Source organism: Neorhizobium sp. DAR64862/K0K3 (genome assembly GCF_050500185.1).
GTDB classification, from domain to species: Bacteria; Pseudomonadota; Alphaproteobacteria; order Rhizobiales; family Rhizobiaceae; genus Neorhizobium; species Neorhizobium soli.
On sequence record NZ_CP191449.1, the window covers coordinates 1198948 to 1218421 of the forward strand.

The window sequence follows — 19474 nt, forward strand, 5'->3', positions numbered from 1 at the left end:
GCGCCCGTCCGCAGCTTGCGGGCGGGCGTTTTTACGCGCGGCGGACATTTGATGGTCTTCACAAAGGTGCAGTTGTAGTGTGTGGCAGCTCGCGCTGCCTGCATGAAATGACCATGAAACGGCCTCGATTGGGCAAGGCTTCGTTTACCGAATCTTCCTACAATTTGCGCTTGTGTGATTTCGGCACCAGAGGGTGGCAACTGGTATGGCGTATGCGCTTCTCGAGAAGCAGGCCCAACGGATGGCCCCGAAGACTTTTATGCGCAAAGCTTTGGCGCTGCTGATGGTCTCCACCATGCTTGCCGCCTGTTCTTCCAGCGACCTTGTTCCGCCTGCGTCGATCGATAGCGGGACGCGCGTCGGCGCGATCCAGCCTGTCGCGCCGCTGCCGCCCGACACGATCGCCCAGTCGCCCTACCAGACAAACGCCGGTTATCAGGCTGGTCCTTCGCCAGCCGCTTCGGTTGGCATGATGAATGCTCCGGTCGCCTCGAACAGCCCTCCCGGTGACGGGGGACATTATCTGCGCGCGCCGCAACCGATGCAGTCAGCCTCGCTGGCGCCACCCGTATCCTCCTCGCCGCTCGGGCAGGGCGGAATGCCCACCGCCTCGCCTGAAGAGGGCGTCAACATGGATAGCGAGCTCGGCTTCGATCCGGACGAGAGCGGTGTGACGGGCCTTGCGGAAGAGCAGGACAGCGATATCGCCGAAGGCGTCGGCGACCAGCCGGTGGTCGATGGCATCGGCACGGACAATCCGCGTGCACTGAGTGCGAGACGCCAGCCGATTTCCAACGTCGAAGATGATCGTGTCATTGTGCCGCCGAAGCGTTCCGGCGCGGGCGCGCGCGATGAAATGAGGAATGACGGATTGGCCGGCGGTAGCCAGGTCTGGGGCGACCGTTCGCCCGTGACGCCGCCGAGCCGTGCGCCGGTTCGCAGCCAGCAGGTGGCGATGCTGCGTCCCAACAATCCGACTATCCAGTCGGGTCCGATGAGCGAGCCGGACAAGCCGTTTCTGCGCAACGTCATGCCGCAATCGGAAGTGAGCTGCCGGGCGGAACTGCGCCGGATGGGCGTCGAGTTCCGGGATCAGCCGCGCATCTCCAACGGTCCGAGCTGCGGCGTCGACTACCCCGTGAAGCTTTCCGGTCTTTCCGGCGGCATCGATGTCAAGCCGGCGGTGACGCTGAACTGTCAGGTGACGCTTGCCTTCGCCAAGTGGGTGAAGAGCGAACTCGCACCATCGGCACGTCTGCGCTACCTCTCGGGCATCCAGAAGATCCAGCCGATGGGTGGCTATTCCTGCCGCCGCATGAACAATTCGCGGCAGCGCTACAACCCGATGTCGGAACATGCCAAGGGCAATGCGATCGATATCGGTGCCATCGTGCTGAAGAACGGTCACGATATCAACGTGCGCAAGAAGGGGCTGTTTTCCTTCCGCGAGGGCGCGCTGCTCAAATCCGTGCGGACCGACAGCTGCAAGTATTTCAACACGGTGCTCGGACCCGGTAGCAATGCCGAGCACTGGAACCACTTCCACTTCGACCTGCGCCCGCGCAAGGGCGGTCGGCGCTACTGTAGCTGACGTCCACGCTACGGTTGCCCAAGCTCACGCAGCACAAGAAAAAGCCGTCTCCACTTTCACCCGGAGGCCGGCGAAAGTGGAGACGGCTCGCGGGGGGAAGCCTGTCTCCCGGTAGGAGACCCGCCTTTGGCTGAGGCGGGGTGATGCGGCAAGCGAAAGAAAATGCTGAAAAGGATCTGGTGATAACGGCCGACCGGTTTGGTGTTGCGGCACTCCAGAAACCTGGAACCGGGCGCCCATTGCTTGCCTCTGCGCAATCATGCTGTCAGAACGTCACGGGAAAATGACAGCGGCATGCAGAATCCAGTTTTTGAGCGCTGCCTTCGGAGACGAACGATGCAGCCTCTCATGCCGCCGCTGGCCGACCTTTTGCCTTTCATCACAGCACTTCTGGCAGCGGGCGTGCTGGCGGGACTTCTTGCCGGGCTGTTCGGGATCGGTGGCGGCGCGATCCTGGTGCCGATCTTCTTTCACGTGTTCGGCCTGCTGGGCATTTCCGACGCGGTGCGTATGCATCTGGCGCTCGGCACCTCGCTTGCGATCATCGTGCCGACGTCGATCCGATCTTTCATGGCGCACCGAAAGAAAAACGCCGACGCTGTCGACATCGATCTCCTGAAGGGCTGGATCATTGCCGTGCCGCTCGGCACGATGATTGCCGCCGTCGTCGCGGCATGGTCGTCCAGCACCGAGCTCAGAATCATCTTTGCGGTCATCTCGCTGCTTCTGGCGCTGCGGATGATATTCAACCGGGCAAGCTGGCAGCTGGGCGACGATCTGCCCAAGAACCCGGTCAAATTCCTTGTTGGCACGGGGATCGGTATTCTCTCAGGCCTGATGGGCATCGGCGGCGGCGTCATGAACAACACCTTCATGACGCTCTATGGCCGCTCCATCCATCAGGCGGTCGCGACATCATCCGGCGTCGGCGTGCTGATTTCGCTGCCGGGCCTGATCGGCTATGTCTGGGGCGGATGGGGTGAGCCCGGCCTGCCGCCGTTTTCCACCGGTTACATCAACTGGATGGCGGTGGCTCTGCTGATCCCGGTGACGCTTTTGATGGCACCCTATGGCGCAAGGTTGGCGCACGCGCTGTCTAAGCGGCAGCTGGAATTCGGTTTCGCGCTGTTTCTGGTGGGAATTTCGATCCAGTTCTTCTTAAGCGTGTTTGCCTGACACCATTGGTCGCGAAATCCGAACGCAATATTCGACCACCGGGGGATGGTTGCACGACGCGTTGAACCTATATTCGTGGCAATCCAGAAAATACTTTCCCCATTCAAGTCTCCCAGCGAGTAACAATGACTTCTATCGTTTCCATCCGCCAGCTGACCAAGACCTACGGTAATGGTTTTCAGGCGCTGAAGGGCGTCGATCTCGATATCGAGGAGGGCGAAATCCTAGCGCTTCTCGGCCCAAACGGCGCCGGCAAGACGACACTGATCTCGATCATCTGCGGGATCGTCAATCCGAGTTCCGGAACTGTCAAAGTCGGCGGCTACGACGTCGTCAAGGACTTTCGCAAGACCCGTTCGCTGATTGGACTGGTGCCGCAGGAACTCACCACGGACCAGTTCGAAACCGTGTGGAACACCGTCTGCTTTTCGCGCGGCGTCTACGGGTGCAAGCCGGACCCCGCGCTGATCGAGAGGATCCTGAAGGACCTCTCGCTCTGGACGAAAAAGGACAGCATGCTGCGCGAGCTTTCCGGCGGCATGAAGCGGCGCGTGCTGATTGCCAAGGCGCTGTCGCATGAGCCGAAAGTGCTGTTCCTCGATGAGCCGACCGCCGGCGTCGACGTCAACCTGCGCCGCGACATGTGGCTGGTGGTGGAAAAGCTGCGCGAAAGCGGCGTCACGATCATTCTTACCACCCACTATATCGAGGAAGCCGAAGAGATTGCCGACCGGGTCGGTGTCATCGATGGCGGCAGCCTTCTGCTCCTGGAGGAAAAGGCAAAGCTGATGACGAAGCTCGGCCGCAAGCAGTTGCGGCTGGAGCTTGCAGCACCACTTTCCGCGCTGCCGGAAAGCCTTGTGCCCTTAAACCTCACTCTTTCCGATGATGGATCGACACTCATCCACGACTATCAGGGCGAGGAAGCGCAGGACAGTATCGCCTCGCTTCTGGCGACGCTTGCGCGGGAGAACATCCATTTCCGCGATCTCTCCACGCGGCAAAGCTCGCTGGAGGATATTTTTGTGGCGCTGGTGGCTGAAAAAGCGGGAGAACAGGCATGAATTTCGAAGCCGTCAAATCGATCTACTATTTCGAGATGGCCCGCATGCGCCGCACGCTGCTGCAAAGCGTGCTGTCGCCGGTCATCACCACGTCGCTCTATTTCATCGTGTTCGGCACGGCGATCGGCTCGCGTATCCAGACCATCGAGGGCGTGTCCTACGGGTCGTTCATCACGCCGGGCCTGATCATGCTGACATTGCTGACGCAATGCGTTTCGAACGGCTCGATCGGCATCTACTTCCCGAAGTTTACGGGCACGATCTACGAGATCCTCTCGGCGCCGGTGGCGATGACGGAGGTTCTGCTCGGCTATGTGGGGGCAGCGGCGAGCAAAGGGCTGATCATCGGCCTGATCATTCTGGCGACCGCATCCTTCTTCGTGGAGATCCGCATCGCCCATCCATTCATGATGATCCTCTTCCTGGTGCTGACGGCTGTGACCTTCAGCCTGTTCGGTTTCATCATCGGCATCTGGGCGAAGAATTTCGAGCAGTTGAACGTCGTGCCGATGCTGGTCGTCCCGCCTCTGACGTTTCTCGGCGGCAGCTTCTACTCGATCGACATGCTGCCGCCCTTCTGGCAGGCGGTCAGTCATCTCAACCCGGTGCTGTATCTGGTCAGCGGTTTCCGCTGGAGCTTCTACGAAATCGCCGACGTCAATCCGATGATTTCGGTCGGCATGATCGCGCTGTTTCTGGTGATCTGCCTGTCGGTGTTGGGCTGGATGTTCAAGACCGGGTATCGGTTGCGGAACTAACCGGCTCAGCCGGTCCGCACCTGGCAGCCTCCACTCAAGAGACCCTCACAGAAACGCCCGCAACATTGCTGTTGCGGGCGTTTCTTTTGCGCGTTGGTTCGGGCCTGTCTAGCCCAGTGACAGTCGCCGACGTTCGCCGCGGGCGGCCATGACCGAGGTGCCGGCGAGGGCGGCGAGACCGAGGAAGGAGATCACCGCGATCGGTCCCTGTGTTTCGATCAGGATGCCGCCGAGGACCGCACCGCTGGAGATCGCGATCTGGAAGGCGGGGATCACGAGCGCACCGGCGCTTTCGGCCTCGTCAGGGGCGTGACGCACGACGAAACTCTGGATGCTGACCGGGAATGCACCGAAGGCGAGGCCCCAGAGGGCGATTGCGACAGCTGAGACGACAAGCGATGCGCCGCCGATCGCCAGTATCAGGGCCGATACGGCGACAAGGCTGCCGAAGATCGTCACCGACAGACGTGCACTGCGTTCCGAGACAATGCCGCCGAGGATGTTGCCGACGAAGCCTGCGATGCCGTAGCCGAGCAGAATCAGCGAGATCGTTTCGACGTCGAGCTTCGGCACGCGCTCCAGGAACGGGCGGATATAGGTGAAGCCGGCGAAATGGCCTGCGACGAAGAGGAGGATGGTGAACAGTGCGGTTCGGATGGCCGGACGGCGCATCAGGGCCGCGAGCGTTCCAAGACCTGCATGGCCGGTCGGCGGCAGGGCGGGCAAGGTGAAGGCCTGCACGGCCAGCGCGACCACGCCAACGGCTGCGGAGAGGTAGAATGCCGAGCGCCAGCCGAGCGTCGAACCCAGCCAGGCGCCGAGCGGAGCAGCGCAGACGGTGGCGAGCGAAACACCGGCCATGATGATGGCCATGGCGCGGGGCATGCGGGCCGGCGGCACGAGGCGCATGGCCAGTGCTGCCGACATGGCCCAGAACCCGCCAAGGCCGATGCCGAGCAGGACACGGGCGGCCAGCAGCATGACGATGTGGTTGGCGACTGCCGCCAGCAGGCTCGACAGGATCAGAAGCGTGGTCAGGGCGAGAACCGTCCAGCGCCGGTCGATATTGCGGGTGCCGATGATGACGCCGGGCCCGGCGATGGCTGCAATGACGGCGGTCGTCGTGATCGACTGGCCCGCAACGCCGGTGCCGACGCCGAGATCCGCCGACAGCGGCGTCAGCAGGCTGACGGGCAGGAATTCCGCGGTGACAAGGCCGAAGACGCCAAGCGTCAACGATATGACAGCTCCCCAGCGCGCGGGTGTGTCGTCGGCCTGCGGCGACGTGGCTCGTTGGACGCTCATATCCATTGGTATAGACTCCTGACTGAATGATGCGCCCTGGATAGGCTTCACTCGCCGGATGATCCATGCTAGATAATCCGATATGCTTGATCATTCGTCCAAACTGACATCTGACCTTACGTCCGATCCGCTGACCGAAATGTTGCGGGGGCTTCGCCTTGATGGGGTCGACTACGGTCGCTGCCGTCTGGCCGAGCCGTGGGGAACGGCGTTTCCGGCGCAGGACGCCGCGCGTTTTCATTTCATCAAATGCGGCCGGGCGATCATCAAGACCGAAACAGGCGACTGGCAGGAACTAAAAACCGGCGACGCGGTGCTGATCCCGCGGGGCGAGGCGCATGTTCTGGCGAGTGCTGCCGATGCGCCGACCCTGCCGTTCGAACACTACGGCCGCAAGGAAGTCTGCACCGGCATCTATGATCTGAAGTGCTGCAATACGGCGGAGAGCGGCGGCACGCTGGTGTTCAGCGGCTCCCTGCGCTTCAACGTCGACCGGCTGCATCCGCTTCTCCAGATGATGCCGGAGACGATGCTGACCAGTGATCTCGCCAAGGATGACCCGGCCATTCCGCATCTTCTCGAGGCGATGACGCGCGAAGTGGATATGGACCGTGTCGGCGCCGGCGGCATTCTGGCGCGCCTCGCTGACGTACTGATGGCGACGATGATCCGTACCTGGGTCGAACACGGCTGCGGCGAGACCCGCGGCTGGATCGCGGCTGTGAGAAGCCCCGATGTCGGCCGGGTGCTCGCGGCCATCCATCTGCAGCCCGAGCGCGACTGGAACAATGTCGAGCTGGCGCGGCTGATGGGCATCTCCCGCTCGGGCTTTGCGGAACGGTTCGCACGCGTCGTCGGCGAAACGCCGGCGCGGTATGTGGCACGGGTGCGCATGCACCAGGCCCGGCTGTGGCTGAAGGACGGGATGCGCGTGGCGATGGTGGCCGAGCGGCTGGGCTATGACGCCGAGGCCTCGTTCAGCCGCGCCTTCAAACGCGTGATCGGCGATCCGCCGAGTCATTATCGAATCAAGGGCGATCCGGTCCGCGCGATGGCGCCCCTTGCTGCGGTGTCCTTGGTCGCTGCCGAGTAGATTTGGAAGCGGAAGCCGCTAATCCTTCAGCCTCAGCTCATCGGACTGCATCTGCATCGAGCTGAGTGTGGAGAGGAAGGTCATGCCGAGAAGGCTCTCGTCGAGCCTGCCTTCTTCCGCCACCATGGCGCGGACATCGCGTCTGACGATCGGGCCGATCGAGACTTCGTTCAGGCGCACCGGTGCTGCCTGGGCGCGGCCGTTGGCGGTCATGACAGTTACCGAGTAGCTCAGCGCCGACGGATCAAGGCCGATCTGGCTGGCATCCTCATAGGTCAACACGATACTGCTCGCACCGGTATCGACCAGCATCGGCAGGACCTTGCCGTCGACGCCGACATTGGCCTTGAAATGGTCTCCGAGCGTCTTGTGGATGACCACTTCGCTGCTGCCGTCGCTGGATGTGGTGACGACCGCGGTGCCCGGCATCAGCCCTGCCGTCATGCGGGCACCAAAGCTGCTGAAGTCGTTTCGGTAGAGATAGCCCGCAACCAGCGCCATGATGATGACGAGCCAGATGGCGATCTGGCGGGCAACGGTTCCGAGGTTGCCGCGGCGGCCCTGCAGGACGCCGGCGGATAAAAGTGCGGCGATCGGGATCAGATAGACGAGGCTGCCGAAATCCTCGTTGGCCATGCCGAATGTGCGGCCGCTGTCGTGGTTGTAGACGAGCAGCGCCAGACCGGCACCGAGGATGAGGAGGACAACGGTAAAGCCGTTCATGCGGTGGTTGTTTCCTTCCTGACGGTGGCGTTTGCTGTTCTTCTGCGCTTGAGCTCACCGAGCTTTCCGGGTTCGACGGTGTCGAGCCGTGTGGGCAGCAGATCCATCAGCTGAACGCGCTCGTCATCGGTGAAACCGGTCCATCCGGCTATCTCGTCGCCGGTGCGTCCGCAGCCGAGGCAAAAGCCTGTTTTCATGTCGATCGAACATATCAGTGTGCAAGGCGAAATCATCGCGTCCATATCGTGGGTTCAGAGGCCGAGAGCAAGGGCAGATAACAGAGCGATCTCGCAGAGTTGTTGTGTGGCGCCGATCGTATCGCCGGTATGCCCTCCGAGTTTCTTCGCCACGTAGCGGGTGAAGCCCCATGCGGCGGCGGCAGAGAGGCCAAGCGCGATCAGCGCATGCAGCAGCCCGAAACCGGGGATGAGCATGACGAGGCCGGAGGCAGCGCCGATCAAGAGCGCGAGATTGCGGGCGTTGTCATCGGGCATTCCGGCACCGGCTGCGACACCGTTGTTTCGCGCGGGGGGCAGGGCGCGCCAATGGGCAACCAGCAGTGCGCGGCTGACGGCGGCGCTGGAGAGAAGGGCAAGAGCCGCCGCTTCCGGCGAAAGCCGCGCAATGCCGGCCAGTGCTGCGGCACGCAGGCCGAAGGATAGACTAAGCGCGACGACGCCGTAGGAGCCGATGCGGCTGTCCTTCATGATGAGGAGCGCATGATCTGCATCGCGTCCGCCGCCAAGACCGTCGGCGGCATCGGCAAGGCCGTCTTCGTGCAGCGCGCCGGTCAGGAGGGTGATCAGTGCGAGAGCGATCAGAACCGGCAGGAGCGTATCTCCAGCGGTTGACTGGATGCTGCAGAGGCTCAGGAGAAGGAGAGCGGGAAGAAACGCGATCAGCAATCCGGCGACCGGAAAGGCGCGCACGGCGCGTGAGACGGTGCCATCATAGCCGGCAAAGAAGCGATCCGGTACGGGCAGGCGGCTGAGGAACCCTACCGAGCGGGCGAGATCTGCAACGAAGTGGTTTGCGTATAGCAGTTTTTCTCTCCTGGCTTTGCGAGGCCTGTTTTGAGAATGGCCTTTTCGGCAGCAGCCTTTTTGACCTTGTCCCGTTCGACCTGACCTTGTCGCGTCGCTGATAGCCGATTATGAGATGGCGCATAAAGTATGATTTGCTGAATGATCAATCCCTACCCGATCCAGCGTCAGAAGACGATACCGCCCGAAAAGACCGAAGAGAGTTTTCCATGAGCATGACCGGCCTGCCGTTCGACGATTTCCGCACCCTGATGCAGAACCTTCCCGGCCCCGATGCAAGGGCATTGGTGGCGGCCCGCGAACGCGACGCGCAACTGACAAAGCCGGCGGGCTCGCTGGGACGTCTTGAGGAGATCGCCTATTGGCTGGCGGCCTGGTCTGGGCGGGCGCCGAGCGTGACGCGGCCGCTGGTGGCGATCTTTGCCGGCAATCACGGCGTCACCAGACACGGGATTACGCCGTTTCCCTCGTCCGTGACGCAGCAGATGGTCGAGAATTTTGCGGCTGGCGGTGCGGCGATCAACCAGATCTGCGTCACGCATGATCTCGGCCTCAAGATCTTCGATCTGGCGCTGGATTATCCGACCGGCGACATCGCCACCGAAGCGGCACTGTCCGAGCGCGACTGTGCGGCGACGATGGCATTCGGCATGGAGGCGATTGCCGGCGGCACGGATCTTCTGTGCATCGGCGAAATGGGGATCGGCAACACCACGGTTGCGGCCGCGATCAATCTGGCGCTCTACGGCGGCGAAGCGGAAGACTGGGTTGGTCCCGGTACCGGTTCGCATGGGGAGCTTCTGGCCCGCAAGGTGGCCGTGGTGAAGCAGGCGGTGGAGTTCCACAAGGAGCATCTGTCGGATCCGCTGGAAGTGCTGCGTCGCCTCGGCGGGCGCGAGCTTGCAGCGATCGCCGGCGCTATTCTCGCGGCGCGGATGGAGAAGATCCCGGTTCTGCTCGACGGTTATGTCGTGACGGCTGCGGCTGCTATTCTCAAAGCTGCCAATCCATCGGCGATCGATCACTGCCTGATCGGCCATGTCTCCGGTGAGCCGGGGCATTTGAAAGCCATCGAGAAGCTTGGCAAGACGCCGCTTCTGGCGCTCGGCATGCGGCTGGGCGAGGGTACCGGTGCCGCCCTTGCAGCCGGTATCGTCAAAGCAGCGGCTGCGTGCCACACCGGCATGGCGACCTTCGAGCAGGCTGGCGTCAGCAACAAGGACTGATGCTGGATGGAAAAGACGCCGCTGGACAGCCATATCGAAAAAGCGGCGACCTTTCGCAGGATCATCGCCTCGTTCCGGTATTCGATGCAGGGCCTTGCCAGGCTTTGGCGCGAGGCGGCGTTCCGGCAGGAGGTCTATGCCTTCCTGATCGGGATCGTCATCTTCGCGCTCGCCGGAGCCGGCTTCGGCGACTATTTCATCTTCATCATCCTGATGCTCGTGCTGTTTTGCGTGGAAGCGCTCAACACGGCGATCGAGGAACTTGTCGATAGGGTGTCACCGGAGATTTCGGTGGTCGGGCGGCATGCGAAGGATCTCGGATCCTTCGCCGTGTTCTGCCTTCTCTGCGCCAACGGCCTGTTTGCGCTCTATGTGGTGGTGAAGCAGATCTGGATCTGATCCGAACGGCGCTTGTGCCTCAGCCGATGATATCGAAATCGCCGGCGGTGAGGCCGAGGTTCTTGTCCAGTTGGGCAAATTGCACGGCGGCGGTCTTGCCGGTGCCGTCTGCGTCGTAGAACAGCTTGCCGGTCAGCTTGTCGTAGATGATCCGGTCGCTGGCATCATGCGCCTTGGTGCCGGTGTGGAATGCGCTGGACAGGAGATCGCCGACCTTGCCCGCCTTGGCGAAGATATCGTCGTCCAGCCAGATCGTGTCGTCCTTCGCACTGAAAACGCTGATCGTGTCGATATTGGACGCACCGAGCTTCGTATCGAACACGAAGATATCCGCGCCGCTGCTTCCTGCGAGCGCGTCCTTGCCGGCGCCGCCGGAGAGTTTGTCGTTTCCGGCGCCACCGGAAAGCTTGTCGTTGCCGGATCCGCCGATCAGGGTGTCGTTGCCTTTGCCGCCATCGAGGCGATCATTGCCGTTGCGTCCATCGATCCGGTCGTTGCCGGCAAGACCGTCGATCGTATCGGCAAGCTGCGAGCCGCGCAGGCTATCGTTCTTGTCGGTGGGGCGGATGAAGGCCGGGTCGCCGTCATGGGGGGCGGCCAGGCGGTCGAGATCGCGATCTGGTGCGGCGTATGGGATGAACCCGTCTTTCAGAGCGAGCTTGTTGAACTCATCGATCCGCGCCGTGCCGTTGATATAATCGACGGCGAAGACCGGTTTGCCGTTCGCGAGGAAATCCTTTTTGAGGATGTCGATCGTCTCGCGGTCCGGGTTGAGCTTGTTGTTCTCATCCGCATCGCCGCCATAATAGACGTCCTCGACTGCGATGCCGCCGATTGCGCCGAGATAGGCCTTTTTGCGGGCGCTGTCGGAGCCGAGGTCCTCCATGATGAAGGCGCCGTTTTGCGGAATGACGAAAAAGTCGGGATTGGTTTTGCGGGCATGCTCGGTCAGCGCGACGATGAAATCCACCATGCGCTGTGCAGCCTGCTTGGTGTTGGCCGGATCGCCCGGCTGCCTGTCCTTGGCCGAGGCCTCGGCGCCCCAGAAATAATAGGCATCGACGATGTCGAGATAGGCGGCGTCGAAGCCTGCCTTGACGATGGCATCGAAGTCACCGGTCTTCTTGTCGTTGAAGATCAGATCCTGCCAGTCCTTGTCCCAATAGCGAACCTTGCGCGATTCCGGCCAGTCGGCGTTGACGGGACCGAGCCAGTCGGGGGCATTCGACGTCAGCTTGTCGCGGGCTTCGCCGCCCGATGTCCATGTCGTCTTCCAGTAGTCGCGAAACTCCGCGGCCTCGCCGATCGAGATATAGGACGCGACCACCGAGCGACCGCCCATGCCGTCCTTCATCCGGGTGATCTCGTCGGCGGTAAACCGCTCCGCATTGCTGCCGTCGCGTGTTGAATCGATGACAAGAAAATCATGCGTCGCGGACGCCAGCAGACCGGCATCGAGCGGATTGCCGTTCGTGCCCTGCAGCTCATAGCCCCAGTTGTCGACTGTGACTTTGCCGGACGACGTTGTGAAACTGACCAATTGGTGACCTGGCTCGCGACTGAAGTCGCGGAGTAATGTTAAGCGAAGCTTTTGCGGCGGCGCTCGATGGGGGGGGCGTCGGCGATGGCGGGGACGCTCTGGAGGATGCGGGTCGAGGGCAGGATGGCGATGGCTTCGGTGCCTTCACGCAGCTTCGAGCGCAGGATGAACTGGCCGTCGTGCTTGGCAAGGATCGCCTGGACGATCGGCAGGCCGAGGCCCGTTCCCTGTTCGGCGTTCTTGATGGCAATCGATCCTTGTCCGAAGGCGGAGAGTACGATCGGGATTTCCTCTTCCGGAATGCCCGGTCCGTTATCCTTGATCGCCACATACTGGCCGCCGCCCGCGGTCCAGCCCACCTTGACGGTGATTTCGCCACCCTGGGGCGTGAACTTGACCGCGTTGGAGAGAAGATTGAGCATGACTTGGCGCATCGACTTCTCGTCGGCCCAGACCTGCGGCATGTGCTTTTCGAACTGGTCGCGGATGGTGATGCTTTTCGCCCGGGCCCGCAGTTGGACCATGCCGATGCAATCTTCCGCCACTTCCAGAAGCGACAGCGAATCCTCCGTCAGATCGTAGCGGCCCGCTTCGATGCGCGACAGGTCGAGGATCTCGTTGATGAGGTTCAGGAGGTGCTGGCCGGAGCGGTGGATGTCGCCGGAATATTCCCGGTATGTCGGGTTGGCGAGGGGGCCCAGGACCTCGGAACTCATCACCTCCGAGAAGCCGAGGATAGCGTTGAGCGGGGTGCGAAGCTCGTGCGACATCGAGGCAAGAAAGCGGGATTTTGCCAGATTGGCTTCTTCTGCACGGCGGCGAGCCTCGTCAGACATGGACTTCGCCACTTCGAGCTCGGCGATCAGATCGTCCTTTTCCGACTGATAGGACATCAGCGTCAGGTTGGAGCGGTAGAGGCGCTCGGCGACGTAATGGAAAAACACGACAGCCGTCGCGCACATGGCGGTAAGGCCGATATCGAGGACCTGACCCGACAGGATGGCGATGCTGAGAAGCGCCGCAATCATCGGCACGAAGCCGTAGAGAACGCTCTGGCGCAGCATGAACGTGCTCATGGCGGTGTAGGACACCGCAAACAGAAGCACCGCGCCCTTGTAGAAATAGAAGCTGTCGCCAGCGCAGGTGGAGCAGCCCTGAAGCGCGAAGACACCCCAGCCGCAGCCGAGCAGGATATGTCCCGTCAGAAGGCGTCTACGCCATTTCCTGGTGTCGGCAGCCGTTATCTCCACCTTGCTCGCACGGCGTGCCAGAAGCACGTTGATCGCGTGCAGGCACAGCATCAGCAGCGCCCAGGCGAAGATGTGGATATCCGGATTGAGATAGAAGCCGATGGCGGTGACGACGGCAACAACGAGCGGCGTCATCAGTGCCGCCTGCAAGCCGGACCCGATATGGATGGAGAGCATATCGCGATCAAACGCGAAATTGCCATTGGACGACGACTGCAGCCGATCACGGGTCGCACGGACAGCCTTCGAGACAGCCTTGTTGCGGTGGCTGCGCGTGCGATCGACGATATTCTTGTCGGTTGATGTGCTGACGCCGCTACTCATAGGCTGTGTACTGGGCCTGTAAACTGATATCCCCGGGGTACTTGAGAGGCTAATCCGCAAACCTTAAGAAGATGCTGCCGGGAAAGGATTTGTTTGCCATTTCCGTGAAGCTTCCGTTTTGTTGTAAGGCTCAAATGTGACCCGTATCGTTAAAATAGGCCGCGACGCCGTGTTCCTGGCGGCGTTCATCTTCCTGGGCTCGCTGATCATCGCCAAGCTCGATATCGGCCAGGGAAGCGCGATAAACGGTCCGTTTTTTGCGATCGATGGCGACACGCTGGCCGCCGGTGCTGAGCGGCTTCGGCTTGTCGATATCGATGCGCCGGAGGCTGGCCAGAGCTGTGGCGATGGCAAGGGCGGAGAGTGGGCCTGCGGCGATGCGGCTCGCGAAGCCTTGTCGAAGCTTGCGGCGAGTTCCATGACCGAGTGCCGCGGCGACGCGCGCGATCGCTACCGGCGTGTTCTGGTCTCCTGCCGCCGCGGTGACCTCGACATCAATGGCGAGATGGTGCGCCAGGGCATGGCTGTGGCGTCCGGTGGTTACGGGCGCGAGGAGGCGGCCGCGAAGGGTGCAGGCGAGGGGATCTGGGTCGGACCGTTCGAGAGGCCGAAAGCGTACCGGGCGGCGAAGGGGGCGATGGATGACGACGAGGGCACAACGGCGCTTGTCGATCGCGTAGGCGAGATGTTCGACCGGCTGAAGGCTGCGGTTTCGTGGTGAGTGCCAATCCGGCTTTCATCGCGTCACTCGGGGCCTCGATCGCGCAGTGTCGCATCTGTCGCGATCGTCCACTGAAAGGTGAAGCGGACCGGCTGCCGCACGAGCCGCGGCCGGTTGCCGTGCTGTCTGCCACCGCCCGGTTGCTGATCGCCGGGCAGGCGCCGGGCTTGAGGGTTCACGAGAGCGGTCTGCCGTTCAACGATGCCTCGGGCAACCGCCTGCGGGACTGGATGGACGTGACGCGCGAGGAGTTCTACGATGCGCGGCGTCTTGCGATCGTGCCGATGGGTTTCTGTTTTCCGGGCTATGACGCGAAGGGCAGCGACCTGCCGCCGCGTAAGGAATGTGCGCCGGCCTGGCGCAGCCAGGTGATGGCGGCGATGCCGCAGATCGATACGATCCTCGTGATCGGGCAGTATGCGAGTGCGTGGCATCTCGGGGCGCAGCGCAAGCCGAGCATGACGGAAACAGTCAGAAACTGGCGGCAGTATTTCTTCGCCAATGAGGGCCCGCGCGTTCTTCCGCTTCCGCATCCGAGCTGGCGCAATAGCGGTTGGCTGCGGAAGAATCCGTGGTTCGAGGCAGAGGTTATTCCAGCGCTTCGGCATCATGTGGATAGCTTGGTGCGGGGGAACAAATTTCGCTTAACTGTGCGATAATGGGGTATATAACGGAAAATCATTTCGAAAGGACGTTTGATGGACCGCCTGGACCGCAAGATTCTGCGCATACTGCAAGAAGACTCCACGCTCGCCGTTGCAGATCTCGCAAAGAAGGTCGGACTGTCGACGACTCCGTGCTGGCGGCGCATCCAGAAGATGGAAGAGGACGGCGTGATCCGCCGTCGCGTGGCGCTTCTCGATCCGGTCAAGGTCAATACCAAGGTCACGGTGTTCGTCTCCATCCGCACCGCAAGCCACTCGATCGAATGGCTGAAGCGGTTTTCCGAAGTGGTGGTGGATTTCCCCGAAGTGGTTGAATTCTACCGCATGAGCGGCGACGTCGATTACCTCCTGCGCGTGGTCGTGCCCGACATTGCTGCCTATGACGCGTTCTACAAGCGCCTCATCGCCAAGATCGAAATCCGTGACGTGTCGTCCGTGTTCGCGATGGAGCAGATCAAGTACACGACTGAACTGCCGCTCGACTATATGTTGCTCGACAATCAGAAGTCCGGCGACAGCGACTGATGGTCAAGGCGCTTCACAGGGCTGTTATTTTCGATTGCCCTTAATGAGGCCGGACCTACCTTGAGCGTGTGACCCGGTGCATGCCATGTGCCGGGCGCGAGCCTCAAGGAGACCTGATGCCCACGCTATTCCTACGTTCTATCGTTGTCGTTGCTGCTGCCTTAGCCCTGCCGGGCCTCGGTGCGGCGCAAGGCGTGTCCTCGGAGCACCCGACCTATGGTCCGAGGCTGGAAGGCTTCGAGTATCCGTTCAAGACTGAAGTCTTCAGCGTGGCGGGGCAGAGGCCGGATGCCGCGGCCGCAGGCGACAGCCAGCCGCTGGAAATGGTCTTCATGGATATCGCCCCTGAGACGCCGAACGGGCGCACGGTGGTGCTTCTGCATGGCAAGAATTTCTGTGCGGCAACCTGGGAGGCGACGATCGGTCGGCTGACCGGCGCCGGTTACAGGGTGATCGCACCCGACCAGATCGGTTTCTGCAAGTCGAGCAAGCCGGCCGCCTATCAGTTCAGCTTCCAGCAACTGGCGCAAAACACCAAGGTGCTGCTCGACGCGCGCGGTATCGACAAGGCGACGGTGGTTGGTCATTCGATGGGCGGCATGCTGGCGACGCGGTTTGCGCTGATGTATCCGGACTTTACCGAACAGCTGATTCTGGTGAACCCGATCGGTCTCGAAGACTGGAAGGCGAAGGGCGTGCCCTACCAGTCGATCTCGACGGCCTTCGAAGGTGAGCAGAAGACCAGCTTCGAGAGCATCAAGGCCTACCAGCAGAAGTTCTATTATTCCGGCCAGTGGAAGCCGAGCTATGACAAGTGGGTGGAGATGAGCGCCGGCATGTCTACGGGCGAGGGAGGAGATCAGGTGGCCTGGAACCAGGCGCTGACCTCCGACATGGTCTTTACCCAGCCTGTTGTCCACGAGTTCGGGCAGGTGAAAACGCCGACCCTGCTCATCATCGGCACGACGGACAAGACGGCTCCGGGCGCCAACCGCGCCAGCAAGGCGATCGCCGCATCGCTCGGCGATTATACCAAGCTCGGCAAGCAGGCGGCGGAATCGATCCCCGGGGCGAAGCTGGTGGAGTTCGATGACCTCGGCCATTCGCCGCAGATCCAGGATCCGGACCGGTTCCACAAGGCGCTGCTCGACGGGCTGAATGATCGCTCGTGATACTGGGAACCGCGTTCGCTTCAGAGAACGCGGTTCCTGATCAGCTTTCCGGCACGATTGCCGGCATGCGGAAGGTGAACACCGTCTGGGTATCATCAGAGGTGACATCGATATGGCCACCATGGGCCTTGGCGATCTGCGACGCGATGTAGAGGCCAAGGCCTAGACCCTGATCATGGGTGCCCGCATCGCTGCGGCTGAAGGGCTGAAACAGTTTTTCGATTGCCTTGCCGGTAATCGCGGTTCCGGCATTGGCGATTTCCAATTTCAGTTCGTCCCCTTCGACCGTTCCCAGAATGCGGATCGGATGTTCTGTAGAGCCGTGGGTGATCGCGTTGCCCAGAAGGTTGGAGAACATCTGCGCAAGGCGGTCATGGTCGACATCGAACAGGCCCGGCAGCTCTATCTCGACGTCAATCTGCCGCTCTGGATGGGCAGAGCAGATTTCCGAGACGACCTGCATCAGTGTGGGGCCAAGCGGACGATCTGCTTCCCTGCGTAGACCCAGACCGCCACCAAGCCTTCCGCGGGCGAAATCCATGACGTTATCGATCAGGCCGGACATGCGCAGGATACTGCCGCGCATCATGTTGAGCACCCTGGTAGACCGCTCGCTTTGCGCTTCGCGCTGCAGGATGTTGATGCCGCCGTCGAGCGACGCAAGGGGATTTCGAAGATCGTGGCCGAGGACTGCGATGAACTGTTCCCGCAACCGAGCCGTCGCTTCCGCATCGAGCAGACTTGCATTGGCCCGATCGAGCTTCTCGTCGGCTTCCAGATGGTAGGCAATCAGTTCGGCAAACAGCTTGAATGTTCCAATCACCAGCGGATTGTTGAGCGCTGCCGGCTTGGGATCTATGGCGCACAGGGTTCCGAAATAACGGCCATCCGGCAGGATGATAGGCATGGAAATGTAGCTCTTCAATCCGTAGAGCTTCGGGGTTTGATGCTGGAAGTAAACAGGGTCTTCGGCGACGTTGTCGATGACGATAACGTCGCGCGATTGCCGGACTTCGTGGCAGAGCGTCGTTTCGACCGGCAGTTCGCCTCCGGCCGGGAGGCCGAAATGGATGTTGTCGAGAACCTGGCAGGCAACCCACCGATCCTCCGTGACGCGAACCACTGCCGCATATCCCATCCCGGTCGCGCGACAGACAACATCAAGGATCGTTGGTACGGCACCGATACGCTGGACTGCGTCTATGTCGTCCTGAAAGTCATGCGCCATCAATATTCACCAATCCGGCTGACCTTGGTCCTCCAAAATACCCTCTACCCATGGGGCGTCGCAAGGACGTCCACCACGCGTCAGGTTCACCGTCGTCGCATAATGCCGCTGTAACCGCGAGTCCGGGTTTGCACCAGTCTGCTCTAGCTAAGGATAGAGCAACGGCCAATGTCAACGGGCCGTCGCCACGACTGCTGTCGTATCGATGAATTACTTCCGCTCCAGCCTTGCCAGCAGCGAAGACGTGTCCCAACGCTTGCCGCCCATCGCCTGCACTTCAGCATAGAACTGGTCGACCAGCGCGGTCATTGGCAGGTTTGCGCCGTTGCGACGGGCTTCGGTGAGGACGATATCGAGATCTTTGCGCATCCAGTCGACGGCAAAGCCGAAGTCGTATTTGCCCTGGTCCATCGTCTTGTGGCGGTTTTCCATCTGCCAGGATCCGGCAGCTCCCTTGGAGATGACGCCGACGACGGTCTCGATGTCGAGGCCTGCCTGCTTGCCGAAATGCACGGCTTCCGCCAGGCCCTGGACGACGCCGGCAATGCAGATCTGGTTCATCATCTTGGTCAGCTGGCCGCTGCCGACCGGACCCATCAGGCCGACCATGCGGGCATAGGCCTCGATCACAGGCTTTGCCGTGTCGAAGGTTTTCTGATCGCCGCCGCACATGACAGTCAACACGCCGCCTTCGGCGCCCGCCTGGCCGCCGGAAACCGGTGCATCGATAAAGCCGATGCCTTTTTCGCCGGCGGCTGTCTCCAGTTCACGGGCGACTTCGGCGCTGGCCGTCGTGTTGTCGATCAGGATCGCACCGGATTTCATGCCAGAGAGAACGCCGTTCTCACCTGTGGTCACCTGGCGCAGATCGTCGTCGTTGCCGACGCAGATGAAGACGAAATCGGCATCTTTTGCGGCTTCGGCTGGCGTTGCACCGGTGGCTCCGCCGAACTTCTTTGCCCACTCGGCAGCTTTGGACGCGGTGCGGTTATAGACGGTGACGTCATGGCCGCCCTTTTCTTTCAGGTGGCCTGCCATGGGGAAACCCATAACGCCAAGACCGATGAATGCCACTTTCGCCATGCCGGAACTCCCTGAATTGCTGTGATGCGAGGATTAGAACAAAGCAAGGCCGACGGGAAGGGCAAAGCGCTCGCAAGCCTGACTAGCTGACCTGTCACGACGCTCCACCCGCCGGTTGCGGCGCGTTGGAAATTGGTTCGGTGATACCATCGTGCAGAGCAGGGTCTTTCTTCTGATCAGAACGGTTTGATCACGGCGAGTGCCACGATCAGCACGAGACAGATCATGATGATCGGCATGCCGAGACGCACGAAGGCGTTCGGATCGCGTTTCGGATCGGCCGCCATCTTGCGCATGGCCGCCCCCTGCATGCCGTGCAGCGCGGAAAGCAGGATCACCAGCACGAACTTGGCGTGAAGCCAGCCGCCGGAAAAGCCGACGTAACCGATCGCCAGCCAAAGGCCGAAGATCCACGCGCCGGCAAGGGCTGCGGTCGTGACGGTGCGGTCGTATTTGCGCAGCGACTGGATGACGCCGACCCGGATCGTCGGGGGCACCATGGAGATGACGAAGGCGTTCACCAGCATGCCGCCGATCAGCAGGAAGTCGGAGATGAGGTGCAGGGTTTTTAGAACGAAATACAGCATG

Annotated in this window: 20 protein-coding genes; 11 read left to right on the top strand and 9 right to left on the bottom strand. The window is 61.5% G+C overall.

Annotated elements, in window-relative coordinates:
* Positions 1–241: 241 nt before the first annotated feature.
* From ACQY1L_RS05870 to ACQY1L_RS05885, 4 genes are all read left to right on the top strand, one after another.
* A complete protein-coding gene (locus ACQY1L_RS05870) occupies positions 242–1591 on the top strand; it encodes an extensin family protein (protein ID WP_430243285.1) in 1350 nt (449 codons plus the stop codon).
* A 348-nt stretch (positions 1592–1939) separates the two neighbouring features.
* Entirely contained in the window at positions 1940–2767 is an 828-nt protein-coding gene (locus ACQY1L_RS05875) for a sulfite exporter TauE/SafE family protein (RefSeq protein ID WP_430243843.1), read from the top strand.
* A gap of 125 nt (positions 2768–2892) precedes the next feature.
* On the top strand, positions 2893–3831 hold the full coding sequence (locus ACQY1L_RS05880; RefSeq protein ID WP_430243287.1) for an ABC transporter ATP-binding protein: 939 nt from the start codon (positions 2893–2895) through the stop codon (positions 3829–3831).
* A complete protein-coding gene (locus ACQY1L_RS05885; RefSeq protein WP_113167036.1) occupies positions 3828–4589 on the top strand; it encodes an ABC transporter permease in 762 nt (253 codons plus the stop codon). The genes ACQY1L_RS05880 and ACQY1L_RS05885 overlap by 4 nt, the downstream gene beginning before the upstream one ends.
* 108 nt (positions 4590–4697) lie before the next feature.
* Here ACQY1L_RS05885 and ACQY1L_RS05890 read toward each other — a convergent pair whose 3' ends face one another.
* Positions 4698–5900: an MFS transporter gene (locus ACQY1L_RS05890; protein ID WP_062456463.1), complete on the bottom strand. Its 1203-nt coding sequence runs from the start codon at positions 5898–5900 to the stop codon at positions 4698–4700.
* 76 nt (positions 5901–5976) lie between these two features.
* On the opposite strand from ACQY1L_RS05890, the gene ACQY1L_RS05895 reads away from it, so the two are divergent.
* Positions 5977–6987, top strand: a complete 1011-nt coding sequence (locus ACQY1L_RS05895; RefSeq protein WP_430243290.1) for an AraC family transcriptional regulator — start codon at positions 5977–5979, stop codon at positions 6985–6987.
* An 18-nt stretch (positions 6988–7005) separates the two neighbouring features.
* Here the strand turns inward: ACQY1L_RS05895 and ACQY1L_RS05900 are convergent, their stop codons facing one another.
* The 3 genes from ACQY1L_RS05900 to cobS are packed head-to-tail and all read right to left on the bottom strand — an operon-like array spanning position 7006 to position 8753.
* Complete coding sequence (locus tag ACQY1L_RS05900) at positions 7006–7710, bottom strand: TIGR02281 family clan AA aspartic protease (protein ID WP_430243292.1); 705 nt, start codon at positions 7708–7710, stop codon at positions 7006–7008.
* Positions 7707–7952 (bottom strand): DUF1289 domain-containing protein, encoded by a 246-nt coding sequence (locus tag ACQY1L_RS05905; protein WP_430243294.1) that lies wholly within the window; start codon positions 7950–7952, stop codon positions 7707–7709. The genes ACQY1L_RS05900 and ACQY1L_RS05905 overlap by 4 nt, the downstream gene beginning before the upstream one ends.
* 9 nt (positions 7953–7961) lie before the next feature.
* On the bottom strand, positions 7962–8753 hold the full coding sequence (cobS, locus tag ACQY1L_RS05910; RefSeq protein ID WP_430243845.1) for an adenosylcobinamide-GDP ribazoletransferase: 792 nt from the start codon (positions 8751–8753) through the stop codon (positions 7962–7964).
* Positions 8754–8962: 209 nt separating this feature from the next.
* On the opposite strand from cobS, the gene cobT reads away from it, so the two are divergent.
* Together cobT and ACQY1L_RS05920 are read left to right on the top strand one after the other, a co-directional pair.
* Complete coding sequence (gene cobT, locus ACQY1L_RS05915) at positions 8963–9979, top strand: nicotinate-nucleotide--dimethylbenzimidazole phosphoribosyltransferase (RefSeq protein WP_062456473.1); 1017 nt, start codon at positions 8963–8965, stop codon at positions 9977–9979.
* Positions 9980–9985: 6 nt separating this feature from the next.
* Entirely contained in the window at positions 9986–10378 is a 393-nt protein-coding gene (locus ACQY1L_RS05920; RefSeq protein ID WP_430243296.1) for a diacylglycerol kinase, read from the top strand.
* A gap of 19 nt (positions 10379–10397) precedes the next feature.
* Here ACQY1L_RS05920 and ACQY1L_RS05925 read toward each other — a convergent pair whose 3' ends face one another.
* The gene (locus tag ACQY1L_RS05925) at positions 10398–11918 is read right to left on the bottom strand and encodes an endo alpha-1,4 polygalactosaminidase (protein ID WP_430243298.1); all 1521 of its coding nucleotides are present in this window, start codon (positions 11916–11918) and stop codon (positions 10398–10400) included.
* Between the two features lie 38 nt (positions 11919–11956).
* The gene (locus ACQY1L_RS05930) at positions 11957–13492 is read right to left on the bottom strand and encodes a sensor histidine kinase (protein ID WP_430243299.1); all 1536 of its coding nucleotides are present in this window, start codon (positions 13490–13492) and stop codon (positions 11957–11959) included.
* 136 nt (positions 13493–13628) lie between these two features.
* Here ACQY1L_RS05930 and ACQY1L_RS05935 point away from each other — a divergent pair, with 136 nt between their 5' ends.
* The 4 genes from ACQY1L_RS05935 to ACQY1L_RS05950 all read left to right on the top strand — a co-directional run bounded on the left by ACQY1L_RS05935 (position 13629) and on the right by ACQY1L_RS05950 (position 16575).
* Positions 13629–14213, top strand: coding sequence for a thermonuclease family protein (locus tag ACQY1L_RS05935; protein ID WP_430243301.1), 585 nt, complete (start codon positions 13629–13631; stop codon positions 14211–14213).
* The gene (locus tag ACQY1L_RS05940; protein ID WP_430243303.1) at positions 14207–14872 is read left to right on the top strand and encodes a uracil-DNA glycosylase family protein; all 666 of its coding nucleotides are present in this window, start codon (positions 14207–14209) and stop codon (positions 14870–14872) included. Before ACQY1L_RS05935 ends, ACQY1L_RS05940 begins: the two co-directional genes overlap by 7 nt.
* A gap of 39 nt (positions 14873–14911) precedes the next feature.
* On the top strand, positions 14912–15403 hold the full coding sequence (locus tag ACQY1L_RS05945) for an Lrp/AsnC family transcriptional regulator (RefSeq protein ID WP_062456489.1): 492 nt from the start codon (positions 14912–14914) through the stop codon (positions 15401–15403).
* Between the two features lie 116 nt (positions 15404–15519).
* Positions 15520–16575, top strand: coding sequence for an alpha/beta fold hydrolase (locus tag ACQY1L_RS05950; protein WP_430243305.1), 1056 nt, complete (start codon positions 15520–15522; stop codon positions 16573–16575).
* Between the two features lie 40 nt (positions 16576–16615).
* Here ACQY1L_RS05950 and ACQY1L_RS05955 read toward each other — a convergent pair whose 3' ends face one another.
* The 3 genes from ACQY1L_RS05955 to ACQY1L_RS05965 all read right to left on the bottom strand — a co-directional run bounded on the left by ACQY1L_RS05955 (position 16616) and on the right by ACQY1L_RS05965 (position 19473).
* On the bottom strand, positions 16616–17803 hold the full coding sequence (locus tag ACQY1L_RS05955) for a GAF domain-containing sensor histidine kinase (RefSeq protein WP_174196580.1): 1188 nt from the start codon (positions 17801–17803) through the stop codon (positions 16616–16618).
* Between the two features lie 210 nt (positions 17804–18013).
* Positions 18014–18886 (bottom strand): NAD(P)-dependent oxidoreductase, encoded by an 873-nt coding sequence (locus ACQY1L_RS05960; protein WP_430243308.1) that lies wholly within the window; start codon positions 18884–18886, stop codon positions 18014–18016.
* Positions 18887–19062: 176 nt separating this feature from the next.
* A complete protein-coding gene (locus ACQY1L_RS05965) occupies positions 19063–19473 on the bottom strand; it encodes a CopD family protein (RefSeq protein ID WP_062456502.1) in 411 nt (136 codons plus the stop codon).
* Between the last annotated feature and the right edge of the window lies 1 nt (position 19474).

Coding starts and splice junctions, on each gene's coding strand:
- ACQY1L_RS05870 (WP_430243285.1), top strand. CDS start 242: ATGGCCCCGAAGACTTTTATGCGCAAAGCTTTGGCGCTGCTGATGGTC.
- ACQY1L_RS05875 (WP_430243843.1), top strand. CDS start 1,940: ATGCCGCCGCTGGCCGACCTTTTGCCTTTCATCACAGCACTTCTGGCA.
- ACQY1L_RS05880 (WP_430243287.1), top strand. CDS start 2,893: ATGACTTCTATCGTTTCCATCCGCCAGCTGACCAAGACCTACGGTAAT.
- ACQY1L_RS05885 (WP_113167036.1), top strand. CDS start 3,828: ATGAATTTCGAAGCCGTCAAATCGATCTACTATTTCGAGATGGCCCGC.
- ACQY1L_RS05890 (WP_062456463.1), bottom strand. CDS start 5,900: ATGGATATGAGCGTCCAACGAGCCACGTCGCCGCAGGCCGACGACACA.
- ACQY1L_RS05895 (WP_430243290.1), top strand. CDS start 5,977: ATGCTTGATCATTCGTCCAAACTGACATCTGACCTTACGTCCGATCCG.
- ACQY1L_RS05900 (WP_430243292.1), bottom strand. CDS start 7,710: ATGAACGGCTTTACCGTTGTCCTCCTCATCCTCGGTGCCGGTCTGGCG.
- ACQY1L_RS05905 (WP_430243294.1), bottom strand. CDS start 7,952: ATGGACGCGATGATTTCGCCTTGCACACTGATATGTTCGATCGACATG.
- cobT (WP_062456473.1), top strand. CDS start 8,963: ATGAGCATGACCGGCCTGCCGTTCGACGATTTCCGCACCCTGATGCAG.
- ACQY1L_RS05920 (WP_430243296.1), top strand. CDS start 9,986: ATGGAAAAGACGCCGCTGGACAGCCATATCGAAAAAGCGGCGACCTTT.
- ACQY1L_RS05930 (WP_430243299.1), bottom strand. CDS start 13,492: ATGAGTAGCGGCGTCAGCACATCAACCGACAAGAATATCGTCGATCGC.
- ACQY1L_RS05945 (WP_062456489.1), top strand. CDS start 14,912: ATGGACCGCCTGGACCGCAAGATTCTGCGCATACTGCAAGAAGACTCC.
- ACQY1L_RS05950 (WP_430243305.1), top strand. CDS start 15,520: ATGCCCACGCTATTCCTACGTTCTATCGTTGTCGTTGCTGCTGCCTTA.
- ACQY1L_RS05955 (WP_174196580.1), bottom strand. CDS start 17,803: ATGGCGCATGACTTTCAGGACGACATAGACGCAGTCCAGCGTATCGGT.
- ACQY1L_RS05960 (WP_430243308.1), bottom strand. CDS start 18,886: ATGGCGAAAGTGGCATTCATCGGTCTTGGCGTTATGGGTTTCCCCATG.
- ACQY1L_RS05965 (WP_062456502.1), bottom strand. CDS start 19,473: ATGCTGTATTTCGTTCTAAAAACCCTGCACCTCATCTCCGACTTCCTG.